The organism is Enterococcus sp. H57, assembly GCF_003112495.1.
Lineage (GTDB): Bacteria > Bacillota > Bacilli > Lactobacillales > Enterococcaceae > Enterococcus_B > Enterococcus_B faecium.
This window is the reverse complement of record NZ_BEHC01000035.1, coordinates 83,595-104,707: the sequence shown is the minus strand read 5'-3', so window position 1 is coordinate 104,707 and position 21,113 is coordinate 83,595. Positions and strand designations below refer to the sequence as shown.

19 protein-coding genes are annotated in these 21,113 nt (G+C 38.9%); 12 read left to right on the top strand and 7 right to left on the bottom strand.

The annotated features are described in order from the left end of the window. The first annotated feature begins 8 nt into the window (after positions 1-8). From DIZ30_RS08235 to DIZ30_RS08200, 5 genes are all read left to right on the top strand, one after another. Positions 9-1,658: a DNA mismatch repair protein MutS gene (locus DIZ30_RS08235; RefSeq protein WP_002287495.1), complete on the top strand. Its 1,650-nt coding sequence runs from the start codon at positions 9-11 to the stop codon at positions 1,656-1,658. 593 nt (positions 1,659-2,251) lie between these two features. Beyond that, positions 2,252-3,187, top strand: a complete 936-nt coding sequence (locus tag DIZ30_RS08230) for an ABC transporter ATP-binding protein (protein ID WP_002287494.1) — start codon at positions 2,252-2,254, stop codon at positions 3,185-3,187. After that, positions 3,180-3,950 (top strand): ABC transporter permease, encoded by a 771-nt coding sequence (locus DIZ30_RS08225; RefSeq protein ID WP_002287492.1) that lies wholly within the window; start codon positions 3,180-3,182, stop codon positions 3,948-3,950. Before DIZ30_RS08230 ends, DIZ30_RS08225 begins: the two co-directional genes overlap by 8 nt. A gap of 536 nt (positions 3,951-4,486) precedes the next feature. Continuing rightward, positions 4,487-5,470, top strand: a complete 984-nt coding sequence (locus tag DIZ30_RS08210) for a tRNA-dihydrouridine synthase (RefSeq protein WP_002318817.1) — start codon at positions 4,487-4,489, stop codon at positions 5,468-5,470. Between the two features lie 447 nt (positions 5,471-5,917). Then, positions 5,918-6,955, top strand: a complete 1,038-nt coding sequence (locus DIZ30_RS08200) for a zinc-binding alcohol dehydrogenase family protein (protein ID WP_002326087.1) — start codon at positions 5,918-5,920, stop codon at positions 6,953-6,955. Between the two features lie 86 nt (positions 6,956-7,041). Here DIZ30_RS08200 and DIZ30_RS08195 read toward each other — a convergent pair whose 3' ends face one another. Continuing rightward, complete coding sequence (locus DIZ30_RS08195; RefSeq protein WP_002287484.1) at positions 7,042-7,365, bottom strand: AzlD domain-containing protein; 324 nt, start codon at positions 7,363-7,365, stop codon at positions 7,042-7,044. After that, positions 7,352-8,059: an AzlC family ABC transporter permease gene (locus DIZ30_RS08190; RefSeq protein ID WP_002326602.1), complete on the bottom strand. Its 708-nt coding sequence runs from the start codon at positions 8,057-8,059 to the stop codon at positions 7,352-7,354. Before DIZ30_RS08190 ends, DIZ30_RS08195 begins: the two co-directional genes overlap by 14 nt. Positions 8,060-8,144: 85 nt before the next feature. On the opposite strand from DIZ30_RS08190, the gene DIZ30_RS08185 reads away from it, so the two are divergent. Continuing rightward, the gene (locus DIZ30_RS08185) at positions 8,145-8,486 is read left to right on the top strand and encodes an FGGY-family carbohydrate kinase (protein ID WP_002326089.1); all 342 of its coding nucleotides are present in this window, start codon (positions 8,145-8,147) and stop codon (positions 8,484-8,486) included. A gap of 170 nt (positions 8,487-8,656) precedes the next feature. Here DIZ30_RS08185 and DIZ30_RS08180 read toward each other — a convergent pair whose 3' ends face one another. Continuing rightward, a complete protein-coding gene (locus tag DIZ30_RS08180) occupies positions 8,657-9,505 on the bottom strand; it encodes an SWIM zinc finger domain-containing protein (protein ID WP_061573449.1) in 849 nt (282 codons plus the stop codon). Between the two features lie 597 nt (positions 9,506-10,102). On the opposite strand from DIZ30_RS08180, the gene DIZ30_RS08170 reads away from it, so the two are divergent. Together DIZ30_RS08170 and DIZ30_RS08165 are read left to right on the top strand one after the other, a co-directional pair. Further along, positions 10,103-10,966, top strand: a complete 864-nt coding sequence (locus DIZ30_RS08170; protein ID WP_061573450.1) for an AraC family transcriptional regulator — start codon at positions 10,103-10,105, stop codon at positions 10,964-10,966. Positions 10,967-11,065: 99 nt separating this feature from the next. After that, on the top strand, positions 11,066-11,548 hold the full coding sequence (locus DIZ30_RS08165) for a GyrI-like domain-containing protein (protein WP_002295999.1): 483 nt from the start codon (positions 11,066-11,068) through the stop codon (positions 11,546-11,548). A gap of 262 nt (positions 11,549-11,810) precedes the next feature. Here DIZ30_RS08165 and DIZ30_RS08160 read toward each other — a convergent pair whose 3' ends face one another. Beyond that, positions 11,811-12,278, bottom strand: a complete 468-nt coding sequence (locus tag DIZ30_RS08160; protein ID WP_002287477.1) for an Rrf2 family transcriptional regulator — start codon at positions 12,276-12,278, stop codon at positions 11,811-11,813. A 122-nt stretch (positions 12,279-12,400) separates the two neighbouring features. Here DIZ30_RS08160 and DIZ30_RS08155 point away from each other — a divergent pair, with 122 nt between their 5' ends. Next, a complete protein-coding gene (locus DIZ30_RS08155) occupies positions 12,401-13,252 on the top strand; it encodes an SDR family oxidoreductase (protein WP_002302693.1) in 852 nt (283 codons plus the stop codon). Between the two features lie 331 nt (positions 13,253-13,583). Here DIZ30_RS08155 and nagE read toward each other — a convergent pair whose 3' ends face one another. The 3 genes from nagE to DIZ30_RS08140 form a co-directional block, all read right to left on the bottom strand. Next, positions 13,584-15,542, bottom strand: a complete 1,959-nt coding sequence (nagE, locus tag DIZ30_RS08150; RefSeq protein ID WP_002302691.1) for an N-acetylglucosamine-specific PTS transporter subunit IIBC — start codon at positions 15,540-15,542, stop codon at positions 13,584-13,586. Continuing rightward, positions 15,539-16,411: a PRD domain-containing protein gene (locus tag DIZ30_RS08145; RefSeq protein WP_002287471.1), complete on the bottom strand. Its 873-nt coding sequence runs from the start codon at positions 16,409-16,411 to the stop codon at positions 15,539-15,541. The genes nagE and DIZ30_RS08145 overlap by 4 nt, the downstream gene beginning before the upstream one ends. A 341-nt stretch (positions 16,412-16,752) precedes the next feature. Further along, positions 16,753-17,625 carry a LysR family transcriptional regulator gene (locus DIZ30_RS08140; RefSeq protein WP_002302687.1) on the bottom strand — a complete coding sequence of 291 codons (873 nt, stop codon included), beginning with the start codon at positions 17,623-17,625 and terminating at the stop codon, positions 16,753-16,755. Positions 17,626-17,752: 127 nt separating this feature from the next. On the opposite strand from DIZ30_RS08140, the gene DIZ30_RS08135 reads away from it, so the two are divergent. The 3 genes from DIZ30_RS08135 (at position 17,753) to DIZ30_RS08125 (ending at position 20,638) form a co-directional block, all read left to right on the top strand. After that, entirely contained in the window at positions 17,753-18,352 is a 600-nt protein-coding gene (locus tag DIZ30_RS08135) for a DapH/DapD/GlmU-related protein (RefSeq protein ID WP_109023172.1), read from the top strand. Positions 18,353-18,401: 49 nt separating this feature from the next. Further along, positions 18,402-19,139, top strand: a complete 738-nt coding sequence (locus tag DIZ30_RS08130; RefSeq protein ID WP_002287466.1) for an SDR family oxidoreductase — start codon at positions 18,402-18,404, stop codon at positions 19,137-19,139. Between the two features lie 230 nt (positions 19,140-19,369). Beyond that, positions 19,370-20,638, top strand: a complete 1,269-nt coding sequence (locus tag DIZ30_RS08125) for a glycoside hydrolase family 73 protein (RefSeq protein WP_002287463.1) — start codon at positions 19,370-19,372, stop codon at positions 20,636-20,638. The last annotated feature ends 475 nt before the right edge of the window (positions 20,639-21,113 follow it).

The following is a 21,113-nucleotide window of genomic DNA, read 5'->3' as shown; positions in this document are numbered from 1 at the left end:
AGAGGGATATGGGCCAAAGAGAATTTATCGTTTTAATTATTATTGCAGTTGTTATTTTATTAGTTGTTTTAGACATTTTTTCACGTTTGAAAGTAAAGGAAACAGTTCGTAGTAATTGGGGAAAAATTCCTTATCAACCGAGATTTGATAAAGAAGAAAGTTTGAAGGATGCGTGGCTCACGGAGAAAAAATTCCGTTCATGGGATAGTGAAATCGACGATCTTACTTGGTATGACTTGGATATGTTCGAAGTATTTGAAGGGATCAACAGTACCTATTCTAGTGTAGGTTCAGAAGCGTTGTATCAGCGTTTACGTAGCTTTGATTTTGGAGAAGATTATCAGTTAGAAAAACTAATTGCTTTTTATCAGGAAAATCCTCAACTGAGAGAAAGAATCCAATATCAATTCGCTCGTTTAGGAAAAAAAGATCATAATTTTGCAAAACAATATCTAGCGGATGGAAAAAGTAAAAAGATTGGACGCGTAGGTTTATTTATTTTTCTTGGCTTGCTTCCGCTGGTGGGTGTAGGTTTGCTTCTTTTAGGGCAAGTACTAGGAATCTATCTAGCAATCGGTGGCTTAGTATTCAATACGGTCTATTATCTAGTGAAGAAACAAACACTAGAAACAGAGCTGAATAGCATGAGTTATTTGGTTTCAACGATTTCAGCCGCCAATCAGTTAGCAAAAATGACGACACCACTTCAAAAAGAGCTGAAACAGCAAACTAAACCATTAAGAGACATCCCTAAATTAGGTTTTTCATTTCGTATGAAGAGCGGGAGTGAAGCAGAATTGATTTTTGAATATGTCAACATCATGTTCATGCTGCCATTTATCTCCTATCATTTCGTTCTCACTAAATTAGAGAAGCATTCAACTGAAGCCATCAAGCTGTGGGAATTGCTGGGAGAATTGGAAGTTGCAGCAGCCGTTTTGAATTATCGCACCTATATGCCGATCACTTGCCGACCAGAGTTTACTGAGGGCGGTGTGACAGCGAAAGATATCTATCATCCATTGTTAAAAGAAGCGGTAGTGAATCCAGTCAACTGGCAGAAGAATACATTAGTCACGGGTTCCAATGCATCAGGAAAATCTACGTATGTCAAAAGTATAGCCATCAGCTGTATTCTAGCACAGACGATCCAAACAGCGATTGCAGAACAGTTTACCCTGCAACCTGGACATGTGTTGACTTCCATGGCAATCGAAGATGATTTATTTGAAGGCGACAGTTATTTTGTTTCAGAAATCAAATCGATCAAACGTTTGCTGGACCAAGTGGCTTCCAAAGAACGCTGCTACTGCTTCGTAGATGAGATTTTAAAAGGAACAAATACGATCGAACGGATTGCTTCTTCCGCTTCAGTCGTTCGGTGGCTTGCGGAGTATCCATCTTTAGCATTTGTCGCCACACATGATATCGAATTGACAGAGATTTTAAAGAATTATTGTGAGAATGTCCACTTTGAAGAACAAGTAACAGAAGGAAAAGGAATCAGTTTTGATTTCAAATTAAAAGAAGGACCTTCAAGGACCCGAAATGCGATTGCCTTGCTGAAAGTTTTGAATTATCCTAAATCCATAGTTGAACAGGCCCAAAAAGAAAGTTTGTTGTTCGATGAACAGCGGCAGTGGTATCCGTTTGATTAACTTTCTCAAACGAAGCATGATGCGTGGGTCCAAAAAGACGATTATCAAAAGAAGTACATTGATGCCAAAAAAGTGGCAGAATTCAATGGGAACGAGTCTGCTGTCCAGATGATCTTGGAAGATTTAGCAAAAGACGATACAAAATAAACCACGCTGTCTTCCTTCTAGCAGCTTTTATCGAAAAAACTTAGCATCAGCGACGAGACGCACGTTCCATGGCAAAGTTCTCCGTAAAACAAACAGCGAAAACAGAAATTGAAAATAACTATGTCCATTTTATTTATTTCGGTTAAAATAAAAGAAAAAAGCTTTCGATAAAAGGACGGAGGAAAGCTTAACATGAATAAAAAAGACAAGAACCTCAGTTATAAGGATCTTCTATATGTCATCGTAGTAGTTGCTGTCGGTACTTTTATGATTTTAAAAGTGCCAGAGTTGTTTAGATAGTTATTCTATCGAAGATGATCATGAACTAGAAAACACATCTCCTCTTTGTGAGCAGGTGTGTTTTTGTGTGGAAGCCAAGTTGTTTTTTCATCTGCTGTATTCCATGATACAATTAAGAATCATGTCTATAAGGAGATAGGAAATAAATGGCAAATGCGCTTGAAATAAATAATTTGAAAAAGATCTATGGAAGTGGGGTCGAAGCATTGCGGGGAATCGATCTTTCGGTGAAAGAAGGAGATTTCTATGCGCTATTAGGGCCAAATGGAGCTGGAAAGTCTACAACGATCGGGATCATTACTTCTTTAGTCAATAAAACATCTGGAAAAGTGAATGTCTTCGGTTATGATCTGGACAAGGATCTAGTCCGAGCAAAGCAACAGATTGGATTAGTCCCGCAAGAGTTCAATTTTAACCCTTTTGAAACGGTCCAGCAAATCGTCGTGAATCAAGCCGGTTACTACGGTGTATCTCGCAAAGAAGCGATGAAACGCAGTGAAAAATATTTGAAGCAGTCCAATCTTTGGGAAAAGAGAAATGTCCGTGCACGTATGCTTTCCGGGGGAATGAAGCGAAGACTGATGATTGCTAGAGCACTGATGCATGAACCACGTTTGCTGATCTTAGATGAACCAACAGCAGGAGTTGACATCGAGTTGAGACGCGAGATGTGGGAGTTTCTACGAGAATTGAACGAAAATGGTACAACGATCATTTTGACGACGCATTATCTAGAAGAAGCTGAAATGCTTTGTCGCAACATCGGAATCATCCAATCGGGTGAACTGATCGAGAATACAAGTATGAAAGAGCTTCTGTCAAAACTGCAATTTGAAACATTTATCTTTGATTTAGCGCCATATGATACCAAACCTGTGATTGAAGGATATGCTTGTACATTTGAAGATGAGCAGACAATCGCTGTCGAAGTTGAACGAAATCAAGGGGTGAACGGAATCTTCGATCAGCTGACAAGACAAGGAATCAAAGTTCTTTCTATGAGGAATAAGTCGAATCGTTTAGAAGAACTGTTCTTGAAAATCACAGAAGAAAATAATCATACGGAGGAGAAAAATGTTTAATCTTTATTTTACTGCATTAAAAAGTTTAGCTATCAAGGAAACGAACCGCTATTTGCGTATCTGGGTCCAAACACTGGTTCCGCCAGTGATCACGACATCCTTGTACTTTGTTATTTTTGGAAAAATGATCGGTGGTCGGATCGGTGACATGGGTGGTTTTTCATATATGGAATTCATCGTGCCTGGTTTGATTATGATGTCTGCTATCACTAGTTCGTATGCCAACGTTTCTTCGTCCTTCTTCTCTCAAAAATTTCAGAAAAATATCGAAGAAATCTTGGTAGCGCCTGTTCCTACGCATGTGATTATTTGGGGCTTTGTGATTGGCGGAGTGGGTCGTAGTATTCTCGTCGGCTCTCTCGTAACGATCATTTCCTTGTTCTTTGTACCACTTCATGTGTATTCATGGTTCATGGTCATCATTACATTATTGATGACGGCAATCTTGTTTTCGTTAGCAGGACTGCTCAACGGGATTTTTGCTCAGTCTTATGATGATGTATCGATCGTGCCTACATTTGTCTTGCAGCCGTTAACTTATCTAGGTGGCGTTTTCTATGCCATCTCTATGTTGCCGCCATTTTGGCAAGCTGTTTCGAAAGTCAATCCGATCGTTTATATGATCTCCGGTTTCCGTTACGGATTCCTTGGAACGATCGATGTGCCAGTAGCAACATCGATGATCGTACTTGTGTTATTCATCGTTGTTTTGTACGCCGTTACTTGGTATTTGATTAATAAAGGAAGAGGATTGAGAAGTTAGAAAAGAGGTTGTGAAATCAGCGTTTTGACCTGAGTATTAGAGAAACAAACGGAAAAATAGTTCCTCATATTTTGTTGTTTTTTGAGCGAATATCGAGGGTCAGCTGATTGAACACCGTTTAGTGGAGAGGTTGTGAAAAAGCTGTTCTGCATCAAGTAATAAGAACAGCCAAACAAAAATAGCTTCTCATATTTTTCGTTTGGTTAGGCTTATTACCGCAGATGCAAGCTTTTGAACACCGTTTAAGAAAGAGGTCGTAAGCCTGCCATTCAGCTCCGAGTCATAAGGAGCAATTTCAAAAAACAGCTTCTCATGTTTGATGAATATTTTGACTTGTGACCGAGGAGTTGGCAGGAGAACACCATTTATTCCGGAAAAGGGACTGTGAAGATTTTTGTCACAGTCCTCTTTTTGTTCAATCAGAAACATCTTTTAAGCTGTTCACTTTGCTTCTTTTTTTGTTTCCTAGTATAATGACAATGTTTTTGAGAAAGATTGCGACTTCACTGCTTGATAGAATGGAGAGTAACAAATAAATGACTACTAATTTTTGGAAAGAGCTGCCAAAGCCTTTTTTTGTTTTAGCACCAATGGAAGATGTAACAGATGTTGTATTTCGCCATGTCGTAAAGCATGCAGCAGCACCGGATGTCTTCTTTACTGAGTTTACAAACTCAGACAGTTTCTGTCATCCAGATGGAAAAGACAGTGTACGAGGAAGATTAACATTTACAGAAGATGAACAGCCGATGGTTGCCCATATTTGGGGAGACAAGCCAGAATTTTTTAGAGAAATGAGCATTGCTATGGCAGAAATGGGCTTCCAAGGAATCGATATCAACATGGGCTGCCCAGTCCCTAATGTAGCAGAACGTGGAAAAGGCAGTGGCTTGATCCTTCGTCCAGAAGTAGCGGCACAATTGATTGAAGCAGCTAAAGCTGGCGGTTTGCCTGTCAGCGTCAAGACGCGTATCGGCTATACGGAAATGTCTGAGATGGAAGAATGGATCAGTCACCTACTTCATCAAGATATAGCCAATCTTTCTGTCCATTTGCGTACGCGTAAAGAGATGAGTAAAGTAGATGCACATTGGGAAGTCATTCCTAAAATCATTGCTTTACGTGACCAAATCGCTCCACAAACACTAATCACGATCAATGGAGATATCCCCGATCGCCAGACAGGAGAAGAATTGGCCGAGAAATATGGCGTTGATGGCATCATGATTGGCCGAGGGATTTTCAAGAATCCTTATGCATTTGAAAAAGATCCGAGGGAACACACAGAAAAAGAACTGATCGGACTACTTCGTCTGCAACTAGATCTGCAAGATCATTATTCAGAAATCATCCCGCGTTCCATCACAGGACTACATCGTTTCTTTAAAATCTATATCAAAGGATTTCCAGGAGCAAATGACTTGCGAGTTCAGTTGATGAATACGAAATCTACTGATGAAGTACGAGAGATCTTAGACACCTTTGAAAAAGAACATCCAACGCTTTTCAGTGAACAATGATTTCTTGCTTGAACACCGTGAATTAGAGGTCGTGAAAAAGCTGTCCTGTATCAAGTAATAAGAACAGCCAAACAAAAATAGCTCTTCATATTTTGTCGTTTTTTGAGCTAATACCGAGGGTCAGTTGATTGAACACCGTTTATATCAGAGGTTGTGAGCCTGCCGTTTAACTCTGAGTCATAAGGAGCAATTTCAAAAAACAGCTTCTCATGTTTGATGAATATTTTGACTTGTGACCGAGGAGTTGGCAAGAGAACACCATTTACCAAGAGGTTGTGACAAAAGTCTTGTCGCAACCTCTTTTTTAACCAAAAAAGTGCAAATAGTTTACTTTAAGTAAGAGAATAATTATGATGAATAAAAAAGGTGGAACAAATAGCATACTATATATATTGAAATGAAAACTGTATGGATGCTCCAACTTGATGAAGCTAAGGAGGAATTCGTATGTCAGAAAAGGAATTAATGAAGGTAGTCGGTTTTTATGAAGGGTTGCCGATCGATGATCCAAAAAGCTTTATTGATGAAAAAGAACAGATACCTGTACCCAGTTCACGGGATCTTCTGGTAAAAGTCAACGCAGTATCTGTTAATCCTGTCGATACGAAACTTCGCCAAGATAACGGGATAAGAAATGCTTTACGTATCTTAGGGTTTGATGGAGTCGGGAAAGTTGTTGCTGTAGGTGATGAAGTGCAAAAATTTTCTGTCGGCGATCGCGTTTTTTACGCAGGTACAACGACAAGAGCAGGAAGCAATCAAGAATACCAACTGGTTGACGAACGTATTGCCGCTCTTGCACCAAAAAATCTTTCAGATGAAGAAGCCGCAGCGCTGCCATTGACTTCATTGACCGCTTATGAATTGTTATTTGAAAAATTTGGTCTGATTCCAGAAGAAAATGCCAACCGCGGGAAAAAAATCTTAGTGATCAACGGAGCTGGGGGCGTCGGTTCGATTTTGAATCAACTAGCACATTGGGCTGGTCTAGAAGTCTATGCGACTGCAAGTCCGAAGAATTTTGAATGGCTGAAAAAAACAGGTGTAGACTATCCAATCGATTATCATCAAGACTTAAGTAAAAGTTTTCGTGAATTGGGAATCGATCAAGTAGAGTATGTCGCTGTATTATTCGATATTACCCGCTACTTTGATCAAATCAAGCACCTTGTCCGACCATTTGGACATGTGGGAACGATCGTAGGGATCAAAGAGCCGTTAGATATAGGTGTTTGGAAAAACCAATCTATCAGCTTCGACTGGGAGTATATGTTCGCTAAAACAGACTATAACTATGAAATCGAAACGCAAGGAGAAGCTTTAGCGCACATTGCTGCTTTAGCAAACGAAGGGATTATCCGCAGTACATTGAGCAAGGTCTATTCAGATGGGATCAATGCGAAGAACTTGAAACAAGCAACCAAAGACGTAGAAACAGGACATATGTTAGGAAAAGTCGTTGTTAGTGGTCCGTTCAACGGATAAGCAGGAATACGCCGATTTTCTTCTTACTTATAAATAAAAAACAAGAGCGCAGGACAGTAATTTGCCATAAGCTCTTGTTTTTTTATTTATAATAAGCGAATCAACGAAAGGGAAAGAATTCCTGCCAAGACGATCACCAATAAGCTTTTTGAAAGAATAGCAGCTAAAAGTGTAGGAACTGAAGCCAAAGCATTTTCGAGATTGATCTGCGGCAGATGTCCGATATTTTGGGTAAATAGACTGCTGAACCATAAAGCAGACATAATGACGATCGGGACAAAACTTAAATACTCAAGCAACGGTTGCGGTAAATCGAATTTTTTCAGTAAGACAAATGGTAGGACCCTAGAAAGCCAAGTTGCTAAAGTACAACCTAAAATAGTCAGCAATGTAAACTCAAAAGAAGGCATGTTTGATCCACACCCCCAATCCGCACCCAATCAGTGTTACAACTACAATCACTAAGTTGCTTGGGATAAAAATCAGTCCGACATATACCAGAATCAAAGTGAGACCAATCAGGATCAACTGTAATCGTTTAGAGGTGTTTCTATCAGAAATGACTTGAAGATAAAGTAACCCGATAAACATAGCGACGATGGCGAAATCCAAACCAAACTTTTTCGGATCAGTAATAAAATTCCCTAAAAGTGAGCCAACAAGAGAAGAACCCACCCACGTCAAATAAGAAATCCAATTAGCTGTATTCATCCAACGAAAGTTTAACTTTTGTCCAGTATAGTTCAATTTATTCATTCCCAGTGCGAAACTTTCATCTGTCAGCAATGTGCCAATCAGCAGATTTTGAAGCAGCCGATTTTTCTTGAAATAAGGAGCAATCGTCATACTCATCAGAATCATTCGGGAATTGACTAGAAAGGTCGAGAGAACGATGGAGAGCAGTGGACTATGGCTAGCAAGCATGCTGACCGTGATAAATTGGGCAGAACCAGCATAGATCAGCAGGGACATCAACGTGACGACTAGTGGATGAAATCCGGCAGCTTTCCCAACGATACCAAATGCAAGTCCAATACCGATATAACCGAAAACAGTAGGTAACGTGTCTTTGATCGCAGTTTTTATATCTAACTTTTCATCCAATAACAAAACTCCTTTAGCACGACATGAATTTTCATAATTGTCGTTAAACTTGTGAATATTCTAAATTTTTAATGAGCATTTGTCAATGGTGGGATTGAAACGTAAAGAACTAGCGGGTCGCAGATTTACACGTATTGTTTCGGTGGGAGGAGGCGCGAAAAATCTTGCATGGCTACAAATCCAAGCAGATATTTTCGATGCAACGATCTATTGTTTAAGTGTGGAGGAAGGACCTGCATTAGGCGCAACAATGATTGCTGCACTAGGGTTAGGGTGGTTCGACACACCTGAAAGTTGTTGTCAGAATTTTATCCAATATACAGATGCAGTGGAACCTCTCTTACAAAATGTAGAAAAGTATCATAAAATCTATCAACAATGCCGGAAAATCTACCCAGCAACGAAGGAAATTTGTCATGACTTATAAAACAAAACGCGTACCTAATAGTCAAATGACTAATATTGGGTACGCGTTAAGTCTTCTTTACTTCATCCTTTGCATGATTCGTGTTTTTAAAGCAAGGTCTGCTGTATTTCTTGTGGATTTAGGATGGTTGTTATCGTTTACTTGCTATTTTTCATTGAAATCGTCTTTCTTTACCGTTTCTTTAGTTTTTTATCTATTTTTTTCTTTTGGTTAGAAAATTCTTTTTCCCGAAAGTCTTCTTTCAGGATTTTTATGGAGTAGCGTTTTGAATAAGAGGCGTCAGTATGATCGACTTGGCAGACGAACCAAGAGAACATTTGCCTTTTTTCTGCATGAGGTGCTTCTGCTAATAATTCTTTCCATAAATAATAACAGTCCTCTATCAGAAGAAGGGTTCGTTCATCCTCAGGCTCCCAATAGAATGTTTCGAGAGTAGCAATCACTTCATTGATCAATTCGAATGCGGGAAGATAGGCATTTTGCTGAATGAGCGATTCAACTGCTTCTTGGATGAACTTTCGCATCTCCATGATGAACTTCGCTGTTTTCCTGTTTTTGTTTTTCTTGATAATATGATCGTATTTATGGATGATAGTTGTTAATTTATCTGAATAATTTATTGCATGAAATGGCATCTTAACTTTGAAGCGTTCGATAAATTGCGGATGTTCTATAAGAATCTCTGTTAAAAGCTCCCGTACAAGAGAGGAACTAGCGGAGGAAACAAGGGACGGGAGTTCGGAAAGTGAGTAGTTGGATTTTTTTATTGGACGTTCTTCGTAAGCGAATAAGACAGCAGCCATGTGTTTGCATTTTTTTCCTTCTATGGCATATAGACAATCACAAGTCATGTTGGTCTTTTCATCCCAAGTGATCACTACCTTATAATCTTCCGTGCCAGAAACTGTTGCGGACAAGTACTTGCTTGTATAGTTCAAATGACGGACAAAACCGTGCAGATGATAGCTGTAACCGCGTTCCAAAACGTTTTCAGGAAAATACTCAAGCCAATTATTCATCTAGTTCTCCTTTCATGAAACACTTATTTATATTTAGTATAAAGAAACGTTTAAGAAAAAAGTAGCTGATTTTACATATTTGATAATCACTTTTGCTCGAATTGTCAAAAATTCATTCTCCTTTTCTTTTCTTAGAGAATGTGAGAAAAAGTAAAAGAATAGCGTGTTTTAAAGATGGAACTTTTTTTGTTTTTTATTTATCTGACAAAAATGAAGTGATTTTGTTAGAAATAAATAATTGTTCCAATTGATAAAAGAGGTATGATGTATCGCAAAGAAAAATCCAAGCAGCGTTCTGATCAGCAGTTTGAACAACAATTTGCTTTGTACAGTAGGTAGTAAGCGGATTAACTAAGGGAATAAAAGATATTTTTACCGCTTTGTTTACTTAGAATGTGTCTTCCCCAAAATTTATTTTTCTAAAGGTAAAACATAGATAGGCAGATAATACCAATTATCCGTTACGAAACGCTGCTTGAGAATTTTCTTTAGATCCATACAACATTTTCTACATCTGACTAAATTGGTTCCTGATTCATCAAGTAATTGACTTTCTTTGATAATATGATAAAAAGGCAAGCAAGGAGGAAGATAAATATGCTTAAAGATCTGAACCAATTGATCGATTACATCGAAGAACATTTGACAGAAGGACTTTCCTATAAAATAATAGCCGAAAATACAGGAATCACTGAATATCAATTAAAACGCATCTTTACGTTTATTGCAGGGATGTCGCTAATGGACTATATCAAAAACCGTAGATTGGCTTTGGCTAATCGCGATCTCCTAGATGGATCAAGAGTGACAGAAACGGCGTTTAGATATGGATATGAAACAGTCGAAGGTTTTTCAAGAGCTTTTCGTGATTGGTCAGGATATCTGCCTTCAGAAATCAGCAGATACGGCATACAAAAATCTTTTCCACGCTTGACATTTTTTATTGATGTCAGAGGAGGAAAATCGATGGAATTTCGTATCGAAAAGAAAAAACAGTTTTATGTGGCAGGTGTGGCGAAAAAAGTTCCTGTCAAATTTGAAGGAGTCAATCAAGAAATACAAAAGTTAGCGCAGACGATCACGGAGACTCAAAGGGAAGAGATGCATAAGTTAGGAGATTTATATCCAAATCAAGTAATCAACGTTTCTTATGGATTTGATGGAGCCCGCTTGGAAGAAAAGGGCAGTTTGATGCACATGATTGGCTTTGCTACGACAAAAGAAAATCCGTACGCTGATTTAGAAATGCTTGCTATAGAAGAACACACTTGGGCCATTTTTCCTAATAAAGGGCCATTTCCCCAAACTTTACAAGATACTTGGGGGAAAATCTATGCAGAATGGCTTCCTTCTTCAGATTATGAGTTAGTCGAAGCTCCCGAGATCTCTTTTACAAAATGGGGAGAGGATTTCAGTAATGTTTACAGTGAGATTTGGATTGCAGTGAAAGCAAAAAAATAGTTAAAAAATAAAAATATCCCTAGAAAAAAGAGCGTAATCGTGTCATTTCCCTTTAATTTTATGTAAGATGAACTTAATATAATAGAAAGGGTGGGAGAAATGGCAAAGTATAGGATCGAAGAAAAACCAGATTTTACGGTGACGGGTATTGGTGTGGAATTGAAGAGTAGCAATACGGATTTTGTCGGTTTGGCTGCAGAGAAACAAGCATTTGAGCAAAAAGTTATCGGTAATGGAACAATAGATGCATTGAAACAAGCTGCTGAAAATCATTATTTCTTTACAGTCAACGAACCCTATAACGGGAAAATGATGTACTATGTCGGTGTTCAAACGAGTCAGGATGTTCCAAACACTACGCGAATCATCCCATTCCCAAAAGGAACGTATCTTGTTGTAATCGCTTTAGCAGAATCGCCTGAAGAATTAAGAAATGATTTGACGAATACGGCCTTTGGGCATGTTTTAAGAGAAGTAGAAGATTACGCCTATGTTGGGGGTCCAAATGCTGTAGTCGAAATGGGAGTTACCAACGGGAAATATATGGGAGAAATCTGGATACCGGTAGTCAATAAACCATGATAATATAGAGGTCGTGAAAGTAGCGCTTTGACCTGAGCATTAGAGAGGAAAAATGGGAAATAGCTTTCCATATTTTGCATTTTTCAGAACTAATGCCGAGGGTCAGCTACTTGAACACCGTTTATCAAGACGTCATGACTTCAGCGCTTTGACCTGAGCATTAGAGAGGAAAAAGGGGCATGACAAGGCTTTTGTCCCCCGGAGAATAAAAGAATTTATGTAGACGATTCCGATCAGAAAAATGCAGGCACAGTAGAGAGAATTATAAAAATCTCTCTACGAGGCCTGTGTTTTCTGGTCTTTTTTCTTTTTCCAAAACGGCTATTTTATGTATCAGACTATCAAGTGTGATCTTAGCCATTTCTTCTTCTGCCTTTTTCTGCAGCCGAGCGTAGCTTTCTTCTAAAGCTTCTTGGATATTCGCACCAACGACGCAATTTGGATTTGTTTTTGGATCGACTTGGATAAGCTGTGTATTACCTTCGATGCTGCGATAGACATCTAGTAAAGAAATCTGATCTGGACTTTTGGCAAGGGAAGGCTGCGGTTTTCCGGTTTTTGTAAAGATCAAACCGGATTTTTTGAGCTGACTCATGATTTTACGTACATTTGCTGCATTTGTTTCGATACTACTGGCAATCATCTCACTAGAAAGTGATCGGGTATCTTGAAACATTTCAATATAGGCAAGTACATGGATTGCATCACTAAATTGCAGAGAATACTTCATCAGTTGTCATCCTTTCATTTTTTTTGCTTGACTTATCTTACCACACTCTTTATGATAAAGGTGTAATTTATAAATGTACAGCTGTAAATCTTAACAAATAAAAAGAATAGGGAGTGGCAAATATGCATTATTTAGTAACAGGAGCAACTGGAGGTTTTGGTGGTTATGCGCTGGAATTCTTAAAAAAGATGGTTCCACAAAATGAAATCTATGTACTAGTACGTAGTGAAGAAAAAGGAGAAGCACTGAAAGAAGCTGGATTTAATATACGTATTGGTGATTATGATGATTTAGACTCAATGAAAGAAGCGTTGAAAGGAATAGATCGATTGCTTTTTGTCTCTGGCGTTCCAGGAAATCGTCAAGCCGAACATAAGAATGTAGTGAAGGCAGCACAAGCAGCTGGGGTATCTTATATCGCTTATACAAGTTTTGCAGATGCCGATCACTCGATCAGTGTATTAGCGCCAGATCACCAATTCACTGAAAAAATGATTAAGGATTCAGGTATTTCCCATACATTTTTACGGAATAATTGGTATGTAGAGAATGAATTACCTATCATTGGGCAGGCTTTAAAAACTGGTCAATTCGTTTATGCTGCAGGAAATGGAAAAACAGGTTGGGCATTGAAACGTGAATATGCAGAAGCTGCAGCAAAAGTACTAGTAGAAAGTGACTCTCCAGAAATCTTAGAATTATCCGGCAATCTAACTGACTATGAAGAATTAGCCAAGGCATTAGAGCGTGCGACAGGTAAAAAGTTAGAAATTATTGAAGCAAGTGATGCAGCGTTTGTCGAAAATCTAAAAGAAGCCGGATTCCCTCAAGAAGCAGCTGACATGTTTTTAGCGATCCAACATGATATTAAAAAGGATCAGTTAGCTATTTCCTCTGATGATTTAGAAAAAGTATTGGGAAAACCATTAACTTCTCTTGAAGCAGCATTAAAAGAAATATTGGATCAGGAATAATGTATAAAGAGGTTGTGAAAAAGCCGATTAGTTTTGAGTATGAAGAAAAATTTTGTGAAAATGGCTTTCCACATTTTTGCATAAATTTGACTTCATACCGATAAACTGGTTTTTGAACACCGTTTATCAGAGGTTGTAAAAAAGCTGTTCTGCATCAAGTAATAAGAAGAGTCAAATAAAAAATAGCTCTTCATATGTTACGTTTGGCTGGACTTATTACCGCGGAGTTGGCAGGAGAACGCCGTTTTTATTCGGAAAAAGGAGCTGAGACAAGATTTTTGTCTCAGCTCCTGTTTGTTTATCGATAAAAAAGTCTGGGGAAGACGATGGCTCAGGCTTTGTTGGAAACAGAGCCGATTTTATCATTTGCTTTTACATCACGTGCGGGTTCGATTTCTAAGCTTTGGACTTTGTCGCCATTTGTGAATACAACGACCATATCCGTGTTTTTGCCTGCAGATTGAATAGCGGCAAGATCAACTAAAGCAATCAATTGACCTCTTGCGACTTTTTGACCTTCTTTTACATATAAAGTGAATGGTTCGCCTTTTAAGTCAACAGTGTTGATGCCCATATGAAGCAAGACTTCGATACCAGCATCTGTTTGGATTCCGACAGCATGTTTCGTTGGGAAAATGTTTGTGATCGTACCAGCGATTGGAGAGAAGATTTCTCCATTTTCTGGTAATACAGCATAGCCGTCACCCATCATTTTTTCCGCGAATACATCATCTGAAACTTCAGTGATTGGAATCAGTTTCCCATTTGCGATAGCGTAAATATCTTGTTCGATCGTTCCACCGGCAAATGTTTCTGTTTTAACCACGGTGTTTGTTTGTGCAGGTCGTGTTGCAGCACCACCATGTAGTTTTGCCATCTCATCTGCAACGAATTGTACTTCTGTACCTACGATGACTTGCGCATTTTTTCCGTCGATGATCTTCATACCAGGTACGCCAGTGGCTTTGATTTTATTTTGATCGATCAGGCCTGTATCTTTGACTTGCAAACGAAGGCGTGTAGTACAGTTATCGATCGAAGTTACATTGTCGGCTCCGCCTAATGCAGCGTAGATTTTGCTTGCTTGTGCCGCATATTTATTGTCTGAATTAGTCGTTGCAGTATCGTCATCTGAAAGATCTGCTTCCTCGCGGCCAGGAGTCATCAGATGGAATTTTTTGATAGCAAAGTTAAAGCCAAAGTAGTAAATCACTGCTGTTACTAATCCTTGGACGATCAACATCAATGGCTGATTCGCAATCGGATTTTTCAAAGATAGGAAGTAATCGACAAATCCGGCACTAAAGGCAAATCCTGCTGTCCAATGGAAGAATGCACTCACTGCTAAAGAAATCCCAGTGAAAATTGCATGCAAGACATATAATGGCCAAGCAACGAACATAAATGAGAATTCAAGTGGTTCTGTTACACCAGTAAAGAATGAAGCAAAAGCTGCTGCTAACATCAAGGAAGCTGTTTTTGCTTTGTTTTCTGGACGTGCATTTCTGTAAATAGCATATGCTCCTGCTGGAAGCCCGAACATCATGATTGGGAAAAATCCAGCTTGATACATTCCTGTTACGCCTTTTGTTCCTTCAGAAGCCAAAAATTTACCAATATCATTGATTCCTGCTACGTCAAACCAGAACACGGAGTTCATTGCTTGATGCAATCCTGTAGGGATCAGTAAACGGTTGAAGAAGCCATAAAGACCTGCACCACCCCAGCCTAAACTCAAAATGAATTTAGCAAAAGAAACTAAAGCAGAGTAAACCGGAGGCCATACGAGCAGTAGCACTGCACTGATCAGCAACATGACAAAGGCAGCCAAGATTGGCACTAGACGCTTGCCGCTAAAGAAAGATAAAGCCATCGGTAATTTTGCTTCGTGGAAACGATTATAAAGAGCTGCCGCAATCAATCCGGCAATAATACCAATAAATACGTTACTGATCTGAGCAAAAGATGGATCAACTGATTCTGGTTTGATATTCAATAAAGTAGCTACTGAATCAGTTTTTAAAACATTTACTGGAACTTCAAATGCGACCAAACCTGCCAAGGCAGCAGCACCTGATTTGTCCACTGACATCCCTAGTGCTAACCCAACGGCAAACAGCAAAGGTAATTGACCTAAAACTGCGTTACCGCCAGCTTGTAAAAAATGAGCGACAATGTCGTTACTATAAGATGCCCACCAGTTTCCGATCCCTACTAGTAAAGCAGCAGCAGGTAAGACCGCAACTGGAAGTTGAAGGGAACGTCCCATTCGTTGTAGATATGCTTTCAATTTTTTTCCTCCTCATGATTGTTAACATTTGTTTGTACGATTGCGCTTCTTAAACGCTCGATATGGATGGCCAAGTAACCCAGTTCTTCTTTCGTGATCGCGAGCTGGTATTCTTTGGTCAGCAACACACGGATTTTTTTAGAAATCTTATAGCTTTCTGGGTATTTTCGTTTGACCATTTCTACGATTTCCGTGTCTAAAACAGCATATTGTTGCGCATGGGTTCGTTGTAGAAGCAGTCGTAAATGATTCACCAGTCTTGAATAATTCAGTGAAAATGGTTCTGAATGGATATCTGTTTCCAATTCTGATTCCACTAAATGGATGATGTCAGATACAATCGTCACTTCACGGATACTGCGATGGTTATTGTTCCGACCGCTTCGTCCGCTGTGAATATGGATTGCGATATATCCTGCTTCGTCATAAGTATATGGAATCCCAAGCTCTTTTGTCAGATACTCTACTGCCCATTGAGCAATACTGAATTCATCACTGTAAAGCACTTCGATTTCTCTTAAAAGTTTGTTGCGGATGACGATACCGTTATTAATGTTCTCCGCAGAAAAAGCAATGTGGTCGGTCAAAGCGATCAATACATGTTCATTCAACTTTTCCATCAAAACAGTTTCCGCATGATCAATGATCGTTTCTGCTGCAAATAAAAAGCGTTCATCAATCTGATTAAGTAAATTTTGCAACTTGATTTGACCTTCTGGTTCCATGACAAATATCCGTTCGACATCACGATCAAAAATCAAATCATTTCTTTTTCTGTCAAATCCAATCCCTTTTCCAATAGCTACTTTTTCCTGTCCACCGTCATCTACCAATACTGCATTTTGATTAAAGATCTTTTTGATTTTCATGCGCGCACCCTTTTTGAAGATTTGGTTTTCACGTTTGCTAGACCAGTTGATTGCGGCCAAACAAAAATAGACACGAAAAACCTCCTAGGGAAACCATGTTCCTCAGAGATTTTTCATGCCTAGTATGATCTAGTCACATGAAACGAATTATTGTTAACGTAATCAATTTTATATAGACAGTTATGTTTTGTCAATTCTTTTTTTATAATTATAGTAATTTACTGGAATTATCAGAAATAAAAGGAAGGAACAAATTAAGAAACTTATGTTATTTAATCATTGGATCTTCTGCTTAACTTATTCGTTGTTAAAAAGCTGAAAGCGAAGGAAAAAAACTCTACTTAACTGTATTTCTCCGTTAGGACATCTAAAAATTTACGAGCAGCAGGAGAAAGAGGCTGGTCTTTTTTCCAAATGAGATTCAGTGAAGCTTGTAATGGCGGATCGAGTGGGATGAATACTTTTTCCGTCCCATAAGTATTGATGATCCCATCTAGAGCTAATGCACCAAAAGTCCCGTTATCGACCATCAAAGAAGCATTGTACAATAAGTTATATGTTCCGACGATCGATAACTGATCTATGCTGAAACCTAGCCATTCAGCTAGTTGACTGTCCACTGACGTTTGCCGGGAAATGATCAAAGGAACAGTTTTCAGTTCCTGCGGATGGATGACTGTTTGCTTTGCTAAAGGATGATTCCGATGTATCAAAAGTCCCCAACGATCTTGGGCTGGCAGTCGAAATGACTGGTATTTTTGTTTGTTTGTCGGTTCGATTACGAGTCCAAAATCAAGTAATCCGCTATCCAGTTTGTCTATGATATCATCTGCATTCCCGCTATATAAATGAAACTGGATATCAGGATGCGCCTTGATCAACGAATGAAGGCTATCAGAAATGAAAGAGATTGCTTTAGTTTCGCCTCCGCCAATGTAGATTTCTCCAGAGATGATTGCGTCATTTGTTAAATTGTTCGCCGTTTTTTCTACCAACGACAAGATTTCTTTTCCTTTTGAATAAAGATATCGACCAGAATCCGTCAACTGTATCTCTCGGGAGCCTCGAGTGAAAAGTGTCACACCAAGTTCTTCTTCTAAATCTTTCAGTTGTTTTGAGAGAGTAGGTTGCGTGATATGCAGAGATTTTGCTGCTCGGCTGATATTTTTTTCTCTAGCTACTGCTAAAAAATACGTCAGTATACGAATATCCATTTTTTCCCTCCTGTTTTTAAAAAAGCATACCACTAAGTATAGTTAAAAGGAATAGTTAAGTATGTTTTATAAGTATTAGACATCATAAGCCGTCCGTTATAAAGTAAGGATAAAAGGAGGGAGCAAAATGACAAGCCTCATCGAAAAACAAATCGTCAATAAAGAGATTCGAGTAACGGATCCGCTCTTTGAAGTGATCCATCAGATCCAAGCGGAAAACGAAGAGCCTTTAGCAGCGCTGAATACTGGGTACCATGAACCAGCAGATATCCGCAAACGGCTAGAAAATATCATTAGTGACAAAGTAGATGATACGGTGACTGTTCTGCTGCCTTTTTATACAGATTTCGGCAAACATATTAGTATAGGGAAAAATGTCTTTATCAATCGTCAAGTGATGTTCGTTGACTTAGGTGGCATCTGTTTAGAAGATTCAGTATTGATTGGTCCTCGTGTCAACCTCATCACGGTGAACCATCTAACCGATCCAAAAGAACGAAGAGGCTTGTCAGTAAAGCCAATCCACATCAAGAAAAATGCTTGGATCGGAGCAGGAGCAACTATTCTGCCAGGCGTAACGATTGGCGAGAATGCCATTGTTGCAGCGAATGCAACTGTTACGAAAGATGTCCCAGACAATACCATCGTTGCAGGAATCCCTGCCAAAATCGTCAAACCTGTCGAACGGATTAGTCGAACGGATTATTTGAACAGTAAGATGAAATAAGAGATAGTGAGTATAAGCAAGAGATTTTTCAAAACAGGAGGAGAATAGAATGAATGATTTATCAGAAAAAGTGATTGTCATCATGGGCGCTTCAAGCGGAATCGGTGAAGCAACAACGAAGCTATTAGCAGAAAAAGGGGCTAAACTAGTTATAGCTGCACGCCGAGAAGATCGCCTAAAAGCAATAAAAGAATCTTTACCAGAAGCTGAGCTATATATTCAAACAGCAGATGTAAGAGATTTTGCACAAGTCCAAGCAGTTATCGATTTAGCGATGGAAAAGTTCGGTCGAATCGATGTATTGTACAATAATGCAGGAATCATGCCAACCGCTCCATTAGTTGAAGGTCACCGTGATGAATGGCAAAATATGCTTGATATCAACATCATGGGTGTGTTAAATGGAATTTCCGCCGTACTTCCAATCATGGAAAAACAAAAATCTGGGCATATCATTTCAACTGATTCTGTGGCGGGACATGTTGTTTATCCTGATTCCGCCGTTTATTGCGGAACAAAATTTGCTGTCCGTGCAATCATGGAAGGATTACGTCAAGAGCAACGGCAAAATAACATCAAATCTACGATCATCTCTCCAGGAGCTGTTCAAACTGAATTATATCAAACCATCAGCGACAAAAAGGCTGCTCTTGAACTTCATGAAGCGCAAAAAGAATGGGGATTAACATCTGAAGATATAGCTTCTGCTGTAGCATTTGCGATAGAAACGCCAGACCGGATGTCTGTCAGCAACATGATTATCCGTCCGACGACACAGGAAGTATAATCCATAACGGATAATATCCAGAGAGAATTACTTGTTAAATAGTTATTCAAACGACCATCAATTTAAGGCGTGAATGGAGAAGAATATTCTTCATTTACGTCTTTTTATGCAGAAAAAGCAAATTTATTAAAAAGAAACAAACGTTATTTAAATATGGACATTGACTTGCTTTTACTTTTTTAGTTACACTGTTATTTAGGAAAAGTTTCATAATTCAAAGGAGAAAAAAGATGAAAGCAAAGAATTTATTATTTAGCGTTATTCTTTTAGGAAATCTAGCAGTTGCCAACACAACAGTGCTAGCTGAAGAATCGACAGAAACTGTCGCAACTCAGACATCGAGTTCTTCAGAAACAGGAATTGAAAACGATACAGAAAGTACTTTGCAGTCAGCTACTGTCTCAGAAAATACAATTTCAACCGAAGAACCAACAACTGAAACAACAGAACAAACACAAACCGAAGACAGTACATCAGCAGAAGCTCAGAACAATCCAGAGAATGCAGAAGAAATCACGAACCAATTGACAGATGGGCAAACATTGACACATACCCATCAAGCAGATTTGTCTGAATTCGAAAACTATACTGGCTATGCTTTTTATGCTCGCTCATCTGCTAATTCTCAACAAGCGTTCATTGATAGTATTGCCTCAACTGCACAAAGTTTGGCAAGTGCCAATGACTTATATGCATCAGTCATGATTGCTCAAGCCATCGTTGAAAGTGGCTGGGGGAACAGTACTTTGGCTTCTGCCCCTAATTACAATCTATTTGGGATTAAAGGAAGCTATAATGGCCAATCTGTTACGATGCCTACTTCGGAATATGTGAATGGGCAATGGATTACGGTGAATGCCGCTTTTAGAAAATATCCTTCGTACAAAGAATCATTGCAAGATAACGTAACGGTATTGAAGACGACTTCTTTTCAGCCAGGCGTTTACTACTATTCCGGTGCATGGAAAAGCAATACGAACTCTTACAAAGATGCTACGGCTTGGCTAACAGGTCGTTATGCCACTGCGCCTAATTATGGTTCTACATTGAACAATGTAATCGAAACCTATAATCTGACACAATATGATACAGCACCAACTTCAACTTCTCCGATGTATCGTCTGTATAACCGTCATACAGGAGAACATTTATATACATTGAATGCCGGAGAAAAAAATTATCTGCCAACTGTAGGCTGGGAATATGAAGGGATTGCTTGGCAAGCACCAAACAGCGGACAACCTGTCTACCGTTTATACAATCCTTACAGTGGAGACCATCATTACACAATGGCACAATCTGAGATCAACTCTTTAACAAAAATCGGTTGGCGTTATGAAGGTCTAAGTTTTTATTCTGGTGGTTCCAAGCCAATTTATCGACTATTTAATCCAAATGAAAAAACTGGTACCCATCACTATACCTTGAGTGCTAAGGAAAGAGATTGGCTAACACCGATGGGCTGGAGATATGAAGGAATAGGATTTTATGGTTATTAAAAAGAGGTAGTGACAGAAGTGGTCAGCTTCAAGAAATAAGAAGGAATTTACGAAATTGCTTTTCAAATTTTTGTGAAATCAGCGTCCTGACCTGAGTATTAGAGAAACAAACGAAAAAATAGTTCTTCATATTTTGCCGTTTTTTGAGCTAATACCGAGGGACAGCTGATTGAACACCGTGTATCAGAGGTTGTGAAAAAGCTGCCCTGCATCAAGTAGTAAGAACAGCCAAACAAAAACAGATTTTCATGTTTTTTGTTTGGTTGAACTTATTACCGCAGATGCAAGTTTTTGAACACCGTTTACTCAAAAAAGGTTGTGACAACATCTTGTCATAACTTTTTTATTACCGTTTAAGCATACTGATCCAATTTCTAATATTCGACGGGATTCTTGCAAAAGGCGATTTCGGAAATTTTTGGCGGTGTAAAATTTTCTACTGCAGAAGAGCTATCTTCTATAGTTTGATAGGAAT

Excerpts from the sequence above, each read along its gene's own strand:
- DIZ30_RS08235 (WP_002287495.1), top strand. The coding sequence starts at position 9 with ATGGGCCAAAGAGAATTTATCGTTTTAATTATTATTGCAGTTGTTATT.
- DIZ30_RS08230 (WP_002287494.1), top strand. The coding sequence starts at position 2,252 with ATGGCAAATGCGCTTGAAATAAATAATTTGAAAAAGATCTATGGAAGT.
- DIZ30_RS08225 (WP_002287492.1), top strand. The coding sequence starts at position 3,180 with ATGTTTAATCTTTATTTTACTGCATTAAAAAGTTTAGCTATCAAGGAA.
- DIZ30_RS08210 (WP_002318817.1), top strand. The coding sequence starts at position 4,487 with ATGACTACTAATTTTTGGAAAGAGCTGCCAAAGCCTTTTTTTGTTTTA.
- DIZ30_RS08200 (WP_002326087.1), top strand. The coding sequence starts at position 5,918 with ATGTCAGAAAAGGAATTAATGAAGGTAGTCGGTTTTTATGAAGGGTTG.
- DIZ30_RS08195 (WP_002287484.1), bottom strand. The coding sequence starts at position 7,365 with ATGCCTTCTTTTGAGTTTACATTGCTGACTATTTTAGGTTGTACTTTA.
- DIZ30_RS08185 (WP_002326089.1), top strand. The coding sequence starts at position 8,145 with ATGGTGGGATTGAAACGTAAAGAACTAGCGGGTCGCAGATTTACACGT.
- DIZ30_RS08180 (WP_061573449.1), bottom strand. The coding sequence starts at position 9,505 with ATGAATAATTGGCTTGAGTATTTTCCTGAAAACGTTTTGGAACGCGGT.
- DIZ30_RS08170 (WP_061573450.1), top strand. The coding sequence starts at position 10,103 with ATGCTTAAAGATCTGAACCAATTGATCGATTACATCGAAGAACATTTG.
- DIZ30_RS08165 (WP_002295999.1), top strand. The coding sequence starts at position 11,066 with ATGGCAAAGTATAGGATCGAAGAAAAACCAGATTTTACGGTGACGGGT.
- DIZ30_RS08160 (WP_002287477.1), bottom strand. The coding sequence starts at position 12,278 with ATGAAGTATTCTCTGCAATTTAGTGATGCAATCCATGTACTTGCCTAT.
- DIZ30_RS08155 (WP_002302693.1), top strand. The coding sequence starts at position 12,401 with ATGCATTATTTAGTAACAGGAGCAACTGGAGGTTTTGGTGGTTATGCG.
- DIZ30_RS08145 (WP_002287471.1), bottom strand. The coding sequence starts at position 16,411 with ATGAAAATCAAAAAGATCTTTAATCAAAATGCAGTATTGGTAGATGAC.
- DIZ30_RS08140 (WP_002302687.1), bottom strand. The coding sequence starts at position 17,625 with ATGGATATTCGTATACTGACGTATTTTTTAGCAGTAGCTAGAGAAAAA.
- DIZ30_RS08135 (WP_109023172.1), top strand. The coding sequence starts at position 17,753 with ATGACAAGCCTCATCGAAAAACAAATCGTCAATAAAGAGATTCGAGTA.
- DIZ30_RS08130 (WP_002287466.1), top strand. The coding sequence starts at position 18,402 with ATGAATGATTTATCAGAAAAAGTGATTGTCATCATGGGCGCTTCAAGC.
- DIZ30_RS08125 (WP_002287463.1), top strand. The coding sequence starts at position 19,370 with ATGAAAGCAAAGAATTTATTATTTAGCGTTATTCTTTTAGGAAATCTA.